This window comes from Thiorhodovibrio winogradskyi (assembly GCF_036208045.1).
GTDB lineage: Bacteria > Pseudomonadota > Gammaproteobacteria > Chromatiales > Chromatiaceae > Thiorhodovibrio > Thiorhodovibrio winogradskyi.
Genome location: NZ_CP121472.1, coordinates 5095948 through 5112015, shown reverse-complemented (window position 1 = coordinate 5112015; position 16068 = coordinate 5095948). Strand labels below are relative to the sequence as shown.

The window sequence follows — 16068 nt, the reverse complement described above, 5'->3', positions numbered from 1 at the left end:
AAACGCGAATATTAGGGATGATGCCGGTGTTGGAGGAGCTGCCATGCCTTTTTCATCCATGCCAAGGTCATGATCAATTTGCCTGTTTCCATTTCAATTTGTCAATCAACCCTTGCCAATCAACCAGGGAGACCGGCTATAATAGCGAACTAACGGCAAAGTGTTGGGCAATTGGTTTATATCCAAGCGCATCGCTGGCCTGAAAAGACGTAATTTTTCGCGGAATCACACAAGAGAGAGCAAGCACTAATGGACGAAATGGAATACACCGAACTCAGGGCCAAACTGGAATCCCTCGAGGCCGAGCAGAAAGAAGTCGAGCGCGTCCTCGCTGCCAAACGCGATCAGCGCAAGGCGGAACTCATCTCGGAATTCAAGCAACGAATCAAAGACGAGGGTTTTACCGTTGGCGAAGTCGCCGACGCTTTTGCTGGCCGTCGCAATTCACGCCGCTCGGGCGGAGCGCGTTCCTACCCGCGCTATGTCGATAATGCCGATTCCAACTTTGTTTACGTGCGTGGTCCCCTGCCGGGTTGGATGAAAGAGCGCATGACTGCCGTTGGCTTGAATCCAGCAGACAAAGGTGATCGCGAGCGCTACAAGCAAGACTATATGCATCCAGAATCCTGATCCGCCCAACTGGCCAACCCAAACCGCCCAACTACCCAACCACTCAGGTCAAACTGCGTTGGTCGATTGCACGGCGATTGATCGCACCAAAACCAAGGGCGCGCCTGGATTTGAGCTCTTTCCCGGCGCGCCTTTTTGTGTTTGTCCATTTCCTGCCTGACAATGGCAAGTTTCGCGTTCTAATGCCTAATGGGAGGCCCGATTAGTGAGTAGACGCGCCAGCCTGGCACGTCATGAAGCGGCTGAAAGCCGTTTCTACACCACATGTTGATCCACTTTGGGGTCGCTGATCCCTGTCTGCTTCCCATCTTTAGGTTTTCTTGCAATCACATCAATCCCGAACATACCTCGGTTAGCCCCCTCGGCGGTAAAGCAAAGGTTCATCAGGGACTGTTCAGGCTGCTGTCTGGCCGCCAATCGCCTGGGCGGCTATCATGCCTCTTATGTCCGGTTCCCATCTGGCTCAGTTTTGGCGTCGCCTCCATCCCGCTGCCGATGCGCTGCTTGATCGCGCGCGGCTGCAAATCGCTCGCCCGAACGCCCTTCTTTGGCATGCGCTCCTCGGTATTCTCACCGGCCTGATCACGGGGGTGGTCATCATCGGTTTTCGCCTTGCAGTTGAAGGCACGCAGGCACTGATGCTGCCCCACCATGGCGAGAACTACGAGGCGCTATCCTTGGGCGCGCGTTTATTGTTGCCCCTCGTTGGCGCCTTGCTCATCGCAGTCATGTTCCTGCGCTTTTCCGCAGGCATCCGAGTGCTTGGCGTTGCCCGGGTGCTTGAGCGTATGGAATACCATCAGGGGCACTTGACTCTGCGTGGCTTCATGCTGCAATTCATCGGTGCGGCGGTGGCGATTGTCAGCGGTCATTCGGTCGGGCGGGAAGGGCCGCATGTTTATCTCGGTGCCAGCAATGGCAGTCTACTAGGCCAGGCGTTGGGGCTGCCAAACAACAGCATTCGCATCATGGTCGCCTGCGGTACCGCCGCGGGTATTGCAGCCTCTTTCAACACGCCATTGGCTGGGGTGATTTTCGCGCTCGAGGTACTCGCGCTCGAATACAGCATTGCCACTTTTGTTCCCATTATTCTCGCCGCTGCCAGCGCGGACTGGTTGTTTGTTTCAGTTTTTGATGCCAATCCGCTCTTTGAGGTGCCGCCAGCGGTTGTTAGTTCAGTGGCGGATCTGTCGCCGGTCATATTGCTTGGGGTAGCAGCGGGCATGGTGTCGGCAGCTTATACGCAGGCCGTGCAGAGTGTTGCCGGTGCGGCAAAAGTACTTCCTTTTTTCTGGCGACTGGTGCTCGGGGGGGTCATGGCCGGGCTATGTGGTGCTCTTATGCCACAGGTGATGGGGCTGGGATTCGACTCCTTGAGTCGACTGCTTGACTCGCATCTCGCCTGGGAATTCCTGCTAACGTTGCTGGCGATGAAGTTAATGGCCACCTCGGCCAGCATCGGATTGGGCATTCCAGGCGGCACCATCGGGCCGGCACTCTTCATGGGGGCTCTGATTGGCAATCTCACAGCCGTGGTGGCGGCGCAATTTCTCGATGCCAGCACGGTGCCGGTGAGCTTTTACGTGCTACTTGGCATGGGTGCCATGATGGGCGCCAGTCTACTGGCGCCGCTGGCCGGATTAACCGCCATTGTGGAGTTGACGCACAGCCCCGGCGTTATCATGCCTGGCATGCTGGCAATCATCATCGCTCTACTGGTTAGCTACAAGGGCTTTGGCAAGGTGTCGCTCTTTATCACCATGCTTCGTGCCAATGGTCTGGATTACCGCATTAATCCGCTGATACAGGAGTTGCGACGTCAGGCCGTGGGTGGGGTGATGAACCGCCATTTTGTTCACCAACTGGCTGAGCTGGACCGCGCCAAGGCCGAGTGCTTGGTGGCTGACAGCCCTGACTGGATTATTGTAAATAAGGGCGATAAGCCCATTTATCTGATGCCGGGTATCGCGGTTGCAACCTTCCTGTCGCGGAACCCAAAAGCGGCCAGTATCGACCTGCTGGCAATACCCAGTGAACGCCTGGAACTGGCACCCATTCACTTGCAGGCTAGTCTGCAAGAGGCCGTGGAGATTATGGAGAAAACCGGTGCCCAAGCGCTCTATGTTCGCCGTCCGCTGGCACCGGGCATAGATCATATTTACGGTGTCTTGACGCGCTCGCGAATCGATACTGCCTACAAGTACTAATTGGTTTTGTGATCGCGCCCTGGGTTTTCGCGGCAATGGCCAGCTTGTTGTATGTTCATACACCGAGCTCGAGCATCCCTGACCCGATCAGCATGTGTGCCTCGAATCTGGATTCTGGGAAGAAGTTGAGCTCTAGGTGGCTCGGCCGGTCACAGCGATCAAGGGGCAAAAATCAGCATCAGGTAGGCTAAAAATAGCGTGAGATGGACGACGCCCTGCAAGAGATTTGTGCGTGCCGCGCTGAAAGTGACCATTGAGACCAATAAAGTGACGATCAGCATCAGAATGTCGGCACCTTGCAATCCCAATTCGACCCGTTTGCCGGTAGCCAGGCTAATGGCTAGCACGGCTGGTACCGTCAAGCCGATGGTGGCCATGACGGAACCAAGAAAAATGTTGACCGCGCGCTGGAGTCGGTTAACCAAGGCCGCCTGAACCGCGCCCACGGCTTCCGGCGTCAACACCAAGGCTGCGACAATAAAGCCGCCCAGCGCGGCCGGCAACTTGAGTACCTCAATACCGTAATCGATTGGCAGAGCGAGCTTTTTCGCCAGAACTACCACGGGAATCAGGTAGGCCAGCAGGAGCAAGGCGTGGAAAGGGATTGAGCGTACTACAAGCCCCTCATGGGCATGCCCGGCCTGCCCATGGCTGGTCGCCTGGGTTTCAGGCTCCGCGAAGTAGCCGCTGTGGCGCAGCGTCTGTATGGCAAGGAAGGTTCCGTAGAGCGCGATACAGATGAAAATCAGGAAAACGGACTGAAATCCAGTCAAGCTGGGTGTCGTGGTGGACACCGTCAAATCCGGTAAGAGCAGGGTCAACAGGGTCAGCGGAATAATAACCGATAGATAAGCATTGGCGCCCTGCAGGTTGTAGGACTGCTCTCCGTGGCGCAGCGCGCCGAGCAGCAGGGTGAGTCCCACCATGCCATTGAGCACAATCATGACCACGGCGAACATGGTATCGCGCGCCATGGTCGGATTATTGTTGCCGCTCAACATGAGCGCGGCGATCATCAGCACCTCGATGGAAATGACCGACAGGGTCAGAATGAGGGTGCCGTAAGGCTCGCCGAGTTGAATGGCCAGACAATCCGCGTGATGGACAACCTTCAGCGCAGCCCACAGAATCACCGCAAACAGCCAGATAAACATCAAGGCAAGCCAGAGCGGATTGCCGAGGTCCGATAGCCAGCCCTTGCCAAATACCAGAAAGGCCAGAGTTGTCGCGATGACGGCGCCAAGTGGCGCCTCCGCGCGCAGCACCTGTCTGGCCTGAGCTGCTTGACGGCTATTGCCCACCATAGATACTTCCCCGGTGTCTTGCCCCTATATCTCGCTTGGCATTCTGGCTGGGTGTTTGGCCAGGCGTCTGACCAGTGCCCACCAGGTCAAGAGCGCAGGTCTCAACGCGGCAAGTCGCTGCGTCCTGTCAGCCACTCATCGACCGCGCGGGCGCACTGACGGCCCTCGCGGATGGCCCAGACGACCAGGGACTGGCCGCGACGCATGTCGCCAGCGGCGAAGATGCCCGCGACACTGGTGGCGTAGGCATTCTCGCCCTCGGTACTGGCCTGGATATTGCCGCGTGCGTCGAGCACCTGGTCCTTATTCGCCCCCGCGCTGTCTTTCAATTCCTCGAGCATGCCCTCGTGCACTGGGTGCACGAAGCCCATGGCCAGCAGCACCAGATCGGCGGGCATTTCGGCCTCGGAGCCCGGCACCTCGCTCATTTGCCAGCGACCGGTCTCATCCTTGTCCCAGCGCACCAGGACGTATTTCAATGCCTTGACGCGGTTCGCGCCGTCGCTGACGAAGGCTTTGGTCAGCACATTCCACATGCGTTCGGCGCCTTCTTCTTGTGAAGTGGATGTGCGCAGTTTGTTTGGCCAATTGGGCCAGGTCAGGCCCTTGTCTTCTTTCGCCGGCGGCTTATCGAGGATTTCGATCTGGGTGACGGACTTGGCGCCGTGACGGTTGGAGGTGCCGATGCAGTCGGAGCCGGTGTCGCCACCACCTATGACCACCACATGCTTGCCCTGGGCGCTGATGAAGTCCTCATCCGGCACATAGACGCCCTGCACCCGCTTGGAATTGGCTCGCAGGAAGTCCATGGCGAAGTGAATGCCGTCGAAGCTGCGCCCAGGCACGTCGAGATCGCGCGCTTTCTCGGAGCCGCCGCAAAGCACCAGGGCGTCATAATCGCGTTGCAGGTCGGCCAGCGGAATATCCATGCCCACATGGCAGTTGGTATGGAACTCCACGCCCTCGGCACGCATCTGGCTCATGCGCCGGTCGATGAGCGTCTTGCTGAGCTTAAAGTCGGGGATGCCGTAGCGCAGCAGTCCGCCGATACGGTCTTCTTTCTCGAACAGGGCCACCGCATGGCCGGCGCGGGCGAGCTGTTGGGCACAGGCAAGACCCGAGGGACCGGAGCCAATTACCGCCACCTTCTTGCCGCTGCGATGCGCCGGTACCTGGGGCTTGACCCAGCCTTCTTCCCATGCGCGATCAACAATGGCCCGCTCGATGGCCTTGATGGCGACCGGGTTATCGTCGATGTTCAGGGTGCAGGACGTCTCGCAGGGCGCCGGGCAGATGCGCCCGGTGAACTCTGGAAAATTGTTGGTCGAGTGCAGCACCTCAATGGCCCTTTGCCAGTCTTCGCGTCCGTTGCGATAGACTAGGTCGTTCCAGTCCGGAATGATGTTATTGACCGGGCAGCCCTGATGACAATAAGGGATGCCGCAGTCCATGCAACGCGCGCCCTGAATGCTGAGTTCCTCGTCGCTGAGCGGCAGCACGAACTCCGAATAATGCACAATGCGGTCGCCGACCGGCTGCAAGCCGAGCTCGGCGCGCGCATATTCCATGAAACCTGTTGGTTTACCCATGTTCGACAACCCCCTTGTGAAGTGCACTGACCTGGACACTGGGGTGAGGCTTGGACGGACTTGGTGGATGACGCTGAATCGACTGCATCTGCTCGAGCGCCTGACGGTAGTCGACCGGCATCACCTTGACGAACTTGCCCAGCATCCGCTCCCAGTCATCAAGGATGCGCGCCGCCACCGCTGAGTCGGTGTGATGCTTGTGCTTGAGGATGATCTGCTTCAGGCGCCGCGCATCATTGCGGGTCATGTCACCCCTGAGATCCACCAGCCCCAAGGACTCCAGATCACCGCCTTGATGGGCACTCGCCTCGAGTGCATCATCCTCGGCCTGAATGGGCTCCAGCTCCACCATCGCCAGATTGCAGCGTTCGGCGAAGGTGCCGTCTTCGTCCAGCACATAAGCGACGCCGCCCGACATACCGGCGGCGAAATTGCGTCCGGTCGATCCCAGGCACACCATGATGCCGCCGGTCATGTATTCGCAGCCATGATCGCCGACGCCCTCGACCACGGCAACAGCGCCCGAATTGCGCACGCAAAAGCGTTCTCCGGCCACGCCACGGAAGAAGCACTCGCCGCTGATGGCGCCATAGAGAACGGTGTTGCCGACGATGATGTTGTCCTCGGCCCGTTCGATGCTGGAATTCGCTGGCGGGTAGATGATCAGGCGCCCACCTGAAAGGCCCTTGCCGACATAGTCATTGGCTTCGCCTTCCAGCTCGATGGTCACCCCATGCGCCAGCCAGGCACCGAAGGATTGACCGGCGATGCCGCGCGCGCGGATAAAGATGCTGTCCTCCGGCAGGCCCTGGTAGCCATGACGCTCGGCCACCCGACCCGAGAGCATGGTGCCAACCGTGCGGTTGAAATTGCGCACCTCGGTTTCGATGCGCACCGCTTGCCCCTGCTCCAGCGCCGGGGCGGCCTGGCGGATTAATTCATGATCCAGGGCTTTTTCCAGCCCATGATCCTGGGTCTCGCAGTTGAAGATCTTCACCTCCGAGCCGACTTGCGGCTTGGCGAGAATACGCGAGAAGTCCAGCCCCCGGGCCTTCCAGTGGTCGATGGCGCGGCGCATTTCCAGCCGATCCATCTGCCCGATCATCTCATCGAAACGTCGATAGCCGAGCTTGGCCATGAGCTGGCGCACTTCCTCGGCGACGAAGAAGAAAAAGTTGATCACATGCTCGGGCTGGCCGGTGAAGCGCCGGCGCAGCTCGGGATCCTGAGTGGCCACGCCGACCGGGCAGGTATTGAGATGGCACTTGCGCATCATGATGCAGCCGGCGGCGATCAGGGGCGCGGTGGCGAAGCCGAATTCGTCGGCACCCAGCATGGCCCCGATAACCACATCGCGCCCGGTGCGCAGGCCACCATCCACCTGCACCGCGATGCGCCCGCGCAGGCGGTTGAGCACCAGGGTCTGGTGGGTCTCGGCCAGGCCGATTTCCCAAGGCGAGCCGGCGTGCTTGATGGAGGTGAGCGGCGAAGCACCGGTGCCGCCGTCATAGCCGGCGATGGTGACATGATCGGCATGGGCCTTGGACACTCCCGCGGCCACGGTGCCAACCCCGATCTCCGAGACCAGCTTGACGCTGATGCGCGCCCGAGGGTTGGCGTTTTTCAGGTCATGGATCAGCTGCGCCAGATCCTCAATTGAGTAGATATCGTGATGCGGCGGTGGGGAGATCAGGCCCACACCTGGGGTGGAATGGCGCACCCGCGCGATCTGGGCATTGACCTTATGGCCGGGCAGCTGGCCGCCCTCGCCGGGCTTGGCGCCCTGGGCGACCTTGATCTGAATATCATCGGCATTGACCAGATACTCGACCGTCACGCCAAAGCGGCCCGAGGCGACTTGCTTGATCGCCGAGCGCTCGGGGTTCATGGAGCCATCCGGCAGCGGGGTGAAGCGCTCGGGTTCCTCGCCGCCCTCGCCGGTGTTGGACTTGCCACCGATGGCGTTCATGGCCTTGGCCAGCGTGGAGTGCGCCTCGTAGCTGATGGAGCCAAAGCTCATGGCGCCGGTGGCGAAGCGCTTGACGATCTCTTTGGCCGGCTCGACCTCCTCGATGGGGATGGCCTGATCGGCCCACTTAAAGTCCATCAGGCCGCGGAAGGTCAGCAGACGCTCATTTTGCTCGTTGACCTGGCGGGCAAACTCGGCAAAAGTCTTGGCATCATTGCCGCGTACCGCGTGCTGAAGCTGGGTGATGCTGTCGGGCGTCCAGACGTGATCCTCGCCGCGCAGGCGGAAGGCGTAGTCACCGCCGGCATCGAGCGCGCGCAGCAACACCTGGTCGTTCCCATAGGCCTGCTGGTGCCAGCGCACCGCTTCCTCGGCCACCTCGGCCAGGCCCACGCCCTCCACCATGCTGGGCGTGCCGGTGAAATAGTGCGCGATAAAGCCCCGGTTCAGGCCCACGGCGTCGAAAATCTGCGCGCCACAGTAGCTCTGGAAGGTCGAAATGCCCATTTTGGACATGACCTTTTTCAGCCCCTTGCCGACGGCCTTGATGTAGCGGCTTTGCGCCTCTGCAAAATTGGCCGGAGCGCCGGCGGTGCCGGACAACCGCGTCAGCTCCCCATCAATCAGCGCCTCGATGGTGTCGAAAGCCAGATAGGGATTGATGGCCTCGGCCCCGTAGCCGGCGAGGGTGGCAAAGTGATGCACCTCGAGCGCGGCACCGGTCTCGACCACCAGCCCGGAGCTGGTGCGCAGGCCACGGCGAATCAGATGATGGTGCACGGCCGAGGTGGCCAGCAGTGCCGGGATGGCGATGAAATCGCGATTGGAGGCACGGTCGGACAGAATCAGAATGTTGTGCCCAGCCAACACCGCCTGCTCGGCCTCGGTGCACAGGCGCTCGAGTGCCCCGCCCATGCCCTCGGCGCATTCGCTGGCGGGGTAGACGATGTCGAGATTCTTGGTGCGGAAGGCGCCGCCGGAGTTGTCCTCGATGTGGCGGATGCGCTCAAGGTCCTCATTGGTCAGCACGGGTTGATCGACTTCCAGACGCCAATGCCAGTTGCCGTCCTCGCCGGCCTCCTGGATGCCGAGCAGATTGGGTCGCGGGCCAATCAGGGACACCAGCGACATGACCAGTTCCTCGCGGATGGGATCAATGGCCGGATTGGTGACTTGGGCGAAGTTCTGCTTGAAGTAGGTTGACAGGTGCTTGGAGCGCGAGGACAGCACCGAGGGCGGATTGTCCGCGCCCATGGAGCCGATGGCCTCCTGACCGGTTAGCACCATGGGCGTGAGCAGGAACTTGATGTCCTCTTGGGTATAACCAAAGGACTGCTGGGCATCGAGCAGCACGTCCTCGGTCGGCGCCATGGGCGCGACATCGGTCGGCAGGGAGTCGAGATGAATCTGGGTGCGGTTCAGCCACTCGCGATAGGGCCGGGCGCTGGCCAGCTCGCGCTTGATCTCGGCATCATCGATGATGCGGCCCTGCTCCAGGTCGATCAGGAACATCTTGCCTGGCTGTAGGCGCCATTTCTTGATGATGCGCTCTTCTTCGATGTCGAGCACACCCATCTCGGATCCCATGATGACCAGATCATCCTTGGTGACCAGATAGCGCGCCGGGCGCAGGCCGTTGCGATCCAGCGTGGCACCAATCTGGCGCCCGTCGGTGAAGGCCACCGCCGCCGGACCATCCCATGGCTCCATCAATGCCGCGTGGTATTCGTAGAAGGCGCGGCGTTCCTCGTCCATTTGCTTGTTGCCGGACCAGGCCTCGGGGATCAGGATCATCATGGCATGAGCCAGCGAATAGCCGCCCATGACTAACAGCTCTAAAGCGTTGTCGAAGCAAGCTGAATCCGACTGACCCTCGGGGATTAGCGGCCAGATGCTGTTGAGATCCTCGCCGAGAACGCCTGAACGCATGGTGTGACGACGAGCCGCCATCCAGTTGACGTTGCCGCGCAAGGTATTGATCTCGCCATTGTGGCAGATCATGCGGAAGGGTTGCGCCAGATCCCAGGTCGGAAAAGTATTGGTGGAGAAGCGCTGATGCACCAGGGCAAGTGCCGAGGCGAAGCGTTCGTCTTGCAGATCTAGATAATAATTGCCAACCTGATCGGCCAGCAGCATGCCTTTGTAATTAATGGTGCGCGAGGACATGGATGCGACATAGTAAGACGTCTTGTCAAAGCCCGCGGCGCGGATGGCATTGTCCATGCGCTTGCGGATGACGAACAGCTTGCGCTCGAAGTCGTTTTGATCCTTGCAGTTGGGTCCGCAGGCCACGAATACCTGGCGGGTGACTGGTTCAGATGGCAGCACGCTCTCGCCCAGATCACTGTTATCCACTGGTACGTCGCGCCAGCCAAGCACGGTTTGACCGCCGTCGGTGAGATGTTGCTCGACGGTGCTCTGCATCTGCTGCCGGGCTGCCTCGTCGCGCGGCAGAAATACCATGCCGACGCCATAATGGGCGGGTTCCGGTAGGTCGAAACCCAGCTGTTTGGCATCAGCCAGGGAGCGGAAAAAGGCATCCGGCATCTGCACCAGAATACCGGCTCCGTCGCCTGCCTTGGGGTCGGCACCCACGGCGCCGCGATGGGTTAGGCGGCGCAGAATCTCCAGCCCCTGCTGAACGATCTGATGGCTTTGCTGATTTTTAATGTGGCAGACAAAGCCCACACCACAGGCGTCATGTTCATGAGCCGGGTCATACAAACCCTGGGCAGGCGGCAGAGTGCCTGGACGGGGAGGCGAATCCATTACTTTGGTTGCCTTGGTGTTCTTCAGGGGCGTCATCTAGCGACCTCGCTGAAACCGTGATTACTGGCGGAAATGAGTGGAAGATATTGCTGGCGGACGATTGTCCATGCCCGGCGTGGGTATGGACCCCGGGGCAATCCGATGTTGTAGCTTAGACGGTATCGGTCCGGGATCCTTGGCGGCAAGTATTCTGCTTGCTCGGGCACTTGTTATCATGAGCCCAGGTTCTCATGGGCCCAGGATCCTCGGAGCACCAGTTCCATTCAAATTCTAAGAGCCATCGCTTCTTGGGAACACCAACGCCAAGGGTGCCAGGCCTGTTCAGAACGGGCGCCATGGCAATGGAATCATGCGCGCTCAGACACATGGGTGCGCCGCCACCGTCTTGACCGAACGCGGCATGATAAGGCAGACGCACAAGCGATGCCAGCGGCGAGTCTCTCACGAAAGGGCGCTGGGCGGATGACAGTCGCCGAGTCGACTGAGCGCGAGCAGTGAGACTGCGATTTTGGTATTTATTTATCCCGGCTGCCGAGTTAAACTGATTGGTTTGACGGATTAAGGGTTCCCGCAGTCCCAAGCGACCAGGCTTCTGTTCATTTGGAATCAGCGGGTGCGGTTGTCGATTTCCAAAGGTTAAGGACTCATGGTCAAGATTCGTTTGTCGCGTGGTGGTGCCAAGAAACGGCCATTTTATCAGATCGTTGTTGCGGATATCCGCGGCACCCGTGATGGCAAGTATATCGAGCGCATTGGATTTTTTAATCCCGGAGCCAAAGGGGGCGAGGAACGGTTGCGGGTTGATCGAGTACGTGCTGAGCATTGGATCGGTCAAGGCGCCCAGCCGACAGAGCGGGTTGCCGATCTGCTGAAGACGGCAGCCAAGCAAGCTCAGGCCGCGGCCTAGAAACCAACCTGGTTTGTGTTGGCGCTTGATCGCCCAAGCTTGATCGCCCATGAAAGCCCCGAGACCTGAAAACTAGTAATCCTGAAACCGGCAATGCCCGTCGGGGCCGATGTAGCAACAGCGCCTTCTCCTAATGATTCCGGGCAGTGGTTCACAAGTGCTTGATCGTCGTGTTGTTCTTGGACGAATTGTTGGCGTTTTCGGGGTGCGTGGCTGGGTCAAGGTTCTCTCGGAAACTGACCCGCTGGAGAATATCCTGCAGTATTCTCCCTGGCTGCTAAGTGGTGCACCCGGCGTTGAGATCGGTGGTGTCGGGGGCCGCGAAGTCCATGGAACTGGTACAGGGAGCCCTGGTAGTGGTAATACCGGTATTGGGAGCCCAGATGCCGAAAGTCTGCTATCCGGCTGGCGCGTGATGCAGAGTCAGCGGCATCGCAAGGGGCTGATTGTTCGCCTGCAAGACTGCGATGATCGCGACCGGGCGCAGGCTTTGGTTGGGGCTGAAATCGCCGTGCGGCGAAGTCAATTGCCGCCGCCGGCCGCCGACGAGTTTTACTGGGCGGATCTTGAGGGTTTGAAGGTTGAAACTCTTGCTGGCGTCCAGCTTGGGGTGGTGGACCACCTGCTGTCCACAGGCGCTAACGATGTGTTGGTGGTTTGTGGGGAACGGGAGCGGCTGATTCCCTTTGTGTGGGATAGCGTCATTCGGGAGCTGGATTTTGAGCATGCACGTGTCAGCGTCGATTGGGATCCGAATTTCTAGGACCCGACTTTTCTGAACCGACTTTTCTGGCCCAAAAATTTTCTGGCCCAGATTGTTCGATCCGGATTATCTAATCTGGAATCTGTGATCTGGATCTGGCCATCAACCGGACTTTTTGCGTGCGCTTCGACGTCATCACGCTCTTCCCGGAGCAGTTTCGCATCCTGTCACGGGAAGGCGTGGTGGCCCGCGCGCTCAGTCGCGGCATTGCCGAGCTGCGGCTGTGGAATCCGCGTGATTTCGCGCCTGGTCCGCATCGGCGGGTCGATGATCGCCCTTATGGTGGCGGACCTGGCATGGTGATGCTGTTCGAGCCCCTGGCGGCGGCCATCGCGGCGGCGCGGGCGGCTTCGCCGAAATCTCAAGTGGCCTATCTGTCGCCGCAGGGAACAAGGCTTGATCAGGATGCCATCAACGACATCGCCGCGAAACCTGGCTGGATTCTGCTCGCCGGGCGCTATGAAGGGATCGACGAGCGCTTGCTCGAGCGCTGTATCGATCAGGAATGGTCGATTGGCGACTATGTGTTAAGTGGTGGCGAGTTGCCGGCCATGGTGGTCATGGATGCCGCGATCAGACTGCTGCCGGGCGCCTTGGGCCATGAGCGCTCGGCTTATGAGGATTCGCACATGAGCGGACTGCTGGACTGTCCGCACTTCAGCCGTCCGGAAGAGATCGACGGCCTGCGGGTGCCGAAGGTGCTGCTGAGCGGCGATCATGGTGCCATCGCCCGCTGGCGACGTCAGCAGGCGCTGGGGCGAACCTGGCTTAAACGTCCGGATTTGCTCGCGAAAATGACACTTGATCAAGCAACGACACTTGATCAAGCAACGACACTTGATCAAGAAGCGCGGCAATTGCTGCGGGATTTTATTCAGGCTCGGCAGAGCGTCGCGCCGGATTCAGGAGAAATAGACCAATGAGTAATGTAATTCTTGAGCTCGAGCGCGAGCAGATGACTCGTGAAGTGCCGCCCTTTGCCCCTGGCGACACCGTGGTGGTGCAGGTAAAAGTCACCGAGGGCAACCGCGAGCGCCTGCAGGCCTTTGAGGGCGTTTGCATCGCCAAGCGCAACCGGGGGCTGAATTCCGCCTTCACCCTGCGCAAGGTCTCCCATGGCGAGGGGGTGGAGCGAGTGTTTCAAACCTACAGCCCGGCGATCGCCGATATCAATGTTAAAAGACGCGGCGATGTGCGCCGGGCCAAGCTCTACTACCTGCGTGATCGTTCAGGCAAATCGGCGCGCATCAAGGAAAAGGTCTGATGTCAGGGGTTGGCGAAGGCGGGCGCTAGCAGCCCGACGCTTGTCCGGAGCTGCTGGTGGCCAAGGCCGCGACAAGGCTTCCTCCGCCTCGGACCTTCTACTGGCACGACTACGAAACCTGGGGCTCCGACCCCAGGTGTGATCGTCCCTGTCAGTTCGCCGGGCTGCGCACGGACGCGCATCTGAACGAACTCGGCCCCGCCGAACCGCCGCTGGTGCGCTTCTGCCGGCCGGCAACCGACTTTCTGCCTTCCCCCGACGCCTGCCTAATCACCGGTCTGACACCTCAGCAGGCCGAGCGCGAAGGCGTGATCGAGGCCGTCTTTGCCGCTGAGATCCAACAACAACTCGCGCGCCCCGGCACCTGCTCGGTGGGCTACAACAGCATCCGCTTCGATGAGGAAGTCTCGCGCTTTCTGTTCTATCGCAACTTTCTCGATCCCTATGCCCACACATGGCGCCATGACACCTCGCGCTGGGATCTGATTGACGTGGCGCGCCTGGCCCATGCGTTGCGCCCGGATGGCATTGACTGGCCGCGACAGCCGGATGGCGCGCCATCCTTTAAGCTCGAGCACCTGAGCGTCGCCAACGACATTCCTCACCAAGGCGCGCATGATGCCCTCGCCGATGTACGTGCCACCCTGGCCCTAGCCAAGCGCCTGCGCGCCGCGCAGCCGAGGATGTTCGACTACGCGCTTGCACTGCGTGACAAGGAACGGGTGCGCGAGTTGCTGGAACCGGGGCAGCCCGTGCTACATGTCTCCGCCAAATATGCCGCCGAGCGTGGCTGCATCGCGCCGATCATGGTGGTGGCCCCGGCAAGTACCGAGGACAAAAACGCCGTCATCGTCTGGGATCTGCGCGAGGATCCGAGCGAGTTGTTCGGACTCTCACCCGAGGACATTCGCCAGCGGGTATTTACCCGTGCCGAGGATCTGCCGCCCGGAGTCAGACGCCTGCCACTGAAGAAACTGCGTCTGAATGCCTCCCCCATGGTGGCGCCCATGTCAACGCTCAGTCCGGTCGCTGCCGAGCGATGGGATATTGATCCTGTCCGGGTGGAACAACACTGGAATGCATTTGCCGCCGATGCCAAGGCAGTCGCGCGGGTGGCCCAAGCCCTACACACGGCCTTTGCCCGCTCCGATACGGCTGGCGCGCTAGATCCCGACCAGGCGCTCTACGGTGGTTTCTTGACGGACGCCGATCAGCGGCTGATAGCGCAAGTCCGCGACATGACGCCCCAAGCGCTTGCACAAGCGCATTTGCCCTTCAAAGACCCACGCTTGCCGGTGTTATTGTTGCGCTATCGGGCGCGCAACTGGCCCGAGAGCCTCGGCGCCAGGGAGGCCGAACAATGGGAAGCCTGGCGCCAACAGCGTTTGTGCGAGGAAGGCCAGGGGTGCGGCTTGAGTCCGCGCCAATACCGCCAACGATTAGCCGAGCTGCGCGCGGAGCATGCCGCGGATCCGCGCCGGCTGCGTCTGTTGAGCGAACTCGAGGACTGGCCCCAAAGGATCAATGTGACGCATGGTGAAGATAGGCCGCTCGTGATGGCGCCTGGACAATAATCCCGGGGATGGCGGAAATGCCGACGATGGCATCGACCCCGCCGAGTTTCACCGCCTCCTTGGGCATGCCGTAGACCACGCAGCTGGCCTCGTCCTGGGCGATGGTCAGGGCGCCGGCCTGGTGCATTTCCAGCATGCCACGCGCGCCATCATCGCCCATGCCGGTCATGATGATGCCAATGGCATTGGGGCCGGCCGACTGCGCGGCGGAGCGAAAGAGCACGTCCACTGACGGGCGATGGCGGCTGACCAAGGGACCGCCTTTGATCTCAACGACATACTGAGCGCCACTGCGGCGCAGCAGCATGTGAGATGTGCCAGGTGCGATCAGGGCCTGGCCGGCAATCGCCCGGTCGCCATTCTTGGCCTCACGCACATGAATCTGGCACAAGCTATCGAGGCGCTCGGCAAAGGCCGCGGTAAAGGCGCCAGGCATGTGTTGCACCACCACGATGCCGGGTGCGGTGCGCGGCAAGCGCGTCAGCACATACTCAAGCGCCTGGGTGCCGCCGGTGGAGGTGCCGATGACGATGACTCTGTCGGTGGTGGTGGCCAGCGGCTTGAAACCGCGATCGGCGAGGACCGAATCCGCCGCCAGCTTGGGCGTAGGCTTGAGCGTGGCGGGTGCGGGTGCGCCGGGTCGCGACACCTTATCCATGCGGGCATGGCTGGCGCCGCGAATGGCATCGCCGAGTTGGGTCTTGGATTCCTCCAAAAACTGGCGCAGGCCCACCGTGGGTTTGGTGATGATGTCCACCGCGCCGGCACTCATGGCTTGCATGGTGATCTCGGCGCCCTTGCCAGCCAGGGTGGAGCAGATGATGACGGGCGTTGGGCGCTCTTTCATCAATTGCCGCAAGAAGGTCAGCCCATCCATGCGCGGCATTTCAATGTCGAGCACAATGACATCGGGCCAGCCTTTTTCGAAGGCTTTGTGCGCGAAAATGGGATCGCGCGCGGAGCCGATGACTTCAATGCCGCTCAAGGTGTTGAGCTGCTCCGTCAGTACTTGCCGGACGACAGCGGAATCGTCAACAATAAACACCTTGATGGTCATGCGGAGGTTGCTCCTTTCACTCGGGCCCGTAGCAC

The 16068-nt window shown here is 60.3% G+C and carries 11 protein-coding genes; 7 read left to right on the top strand and 4 right to left on the bottom strand.

Annotation, left to right across the window (positions count from 1 at the left end; genetic code table 11):
* The first annotated feature begins 249 nt into the window (after positions 1 to 249).
* Both Thiowin_RS23365 and Thiowin_RS23360 read left to right on the top strand, forming a co-directional pair.
* Positions 250 to 630, top strand: coding sequence for an H-NS histone family protein (locus tag Thiowin_RS23365; RefSeq protein ID WP_328985376.1), 381 nt, complete (start codon positions 250 to 252; stop codon positions 628 to 630).
* 443 nt (positions 631 to 1073) lie between these two features.
* Positions 1074 to 2837, top strand: coding sequence for a chloride channel protein (locus Thiowin_RS23360; RefSeq protein WP_328985375.1), 1764 nt, complete (start codon positions 1074 to 1076; stop codon positions 2835 to 2837).
* 158 nt (positions 2838 to 2995) lie between these two features.
* Here the strand turns inward: Thiowin_RS23360 and Thiowin_RS23355 are convergent, their stop codons facing one another.
* From Thiowin_RS23355 to gltB, 3 genes are all read right to left on the bottom strand, one after another.
* Positions 2996 to 4141 (bottom strand): calcium:proton antiporter, encoded by a 1146-nt coding sequence (locus tag Thiowin_RS23355; RefSeq protein WP_328985374.1) that lies wholly within the window; start codon positions 4139 to 4141, stop codon positions 2996 to 2998.
* A 101-nt stretch (positions 4142 to 4242) separates the two neighbouring features.
* Positions 4243 to 5730: a glutamate synthase subunit beta gene (locus Thiowin_RS23350; RefSeq protein WP_328985373.1), complete on the bottom strand. Its 1488-nt coding sequence runs from the start codon at positions 5728 to 5730 to the stop codon at positions 4243 to 4245.
* Positions 5723 to 10468, bottom strand: a complete 4746-nt coding sequence (gene gltB, locus Thiowin_RS23345; protein WP_328985372.1) for a glutamate synthase large subunit — start codon at positions 10466 to 10468, stop codon at positions 5723 to 5725. The genes Thiowin_RS23350 and gltB overlap by 8 nt, the downstream gene beginning before the upstream one ends.
* 646 nt (positions 10469 to 11114) lie before the next feature.
* Between gltB and rpsP the strand changes: the two genes are divergently transcribed.
* The 5 genes from rpsP to sbcB all read left to right on the top strand — a co-directional run bounded on the left by rpsP (position 11115) and on the right by sbcB (position 14976).
* Entirely contained in the window at positions 11115 to 11375 is a 261-nt protein-coding gene (gene rpsP / locus Thiowin_RS23340; protein ID WP_328985371.1) for a 30S ribosomal protein S16, read from the top strand.
* A 133-nt stretch (positions 11376 to 11508) separates the two neighbouring features.
* Entirely contained in the window at positions 11509 to 12138 is a 630-nt protein-coding gene (rimM, locus tag Thiowin_RS23335; protein ID WP_408034130.1) for a ribosome maturation factor RimM, read from the top strand.
* Between the two features lie 119 nt (positions 12139 to 12257).
* Complete coding sequence (trmD, locus tag Thiowin_RS23330) at positions 12258 to 13061, top strand: tRNA (guanosine(37)-N1)-methyltransferase TrmD (protein ID WP_328985369.1); 804 nt, start codon at positions 12258 to 12260, stop codon at positions 13059 to 13061.
* The gene (gene rplS / locus Thiowin_RS23325) at positions 13058 to 13402 is read left to right on the top strand and encodes a 50S ribosomal protein L19 (RefSeq protein ID WP_328985368.1); all 345 of its coding nucleotides are present in this window, start codon (positions 13058 to 13060) and stop codon (positions 13400 to 13402) included. Before trmD ends, rplS begins: the two co-directional genes overlap by 4 nt.
* A 56-nt stretch (positions 13403 to 13458) precedes the next feature.
* Entirely contained in the window at positions 13459 to 14976 is a 1518-nt protein-coding gene (gene sbcB / locus Thiowin_RS23320) for an exodeoxyribonuclease I (protein ID WP_328985367.1), read from the top strand.
* On the opposite strand, the gene Thiowin_RS23315 is transcribed toward sbcB, so the two are convergent.
* Positions 14924 to 16033 (bottom strand): protein-glutamate methylesterase/protein-glutamine glutaminase, encoded by a 1110-nt coding sequence (locus Thiowin_RS23315; protein WP_328985366.1) that lies wholly within the window; start codon positions 16031 to 16033, stop codon positions 14924 to 14926. The two genes, sbcB and Thiowin_RS23315, sit on opposite strands and share 53 nt — an antisense overlap.
* Positions 16034 to 16068 lie beyond the last annotated feature (35 nt).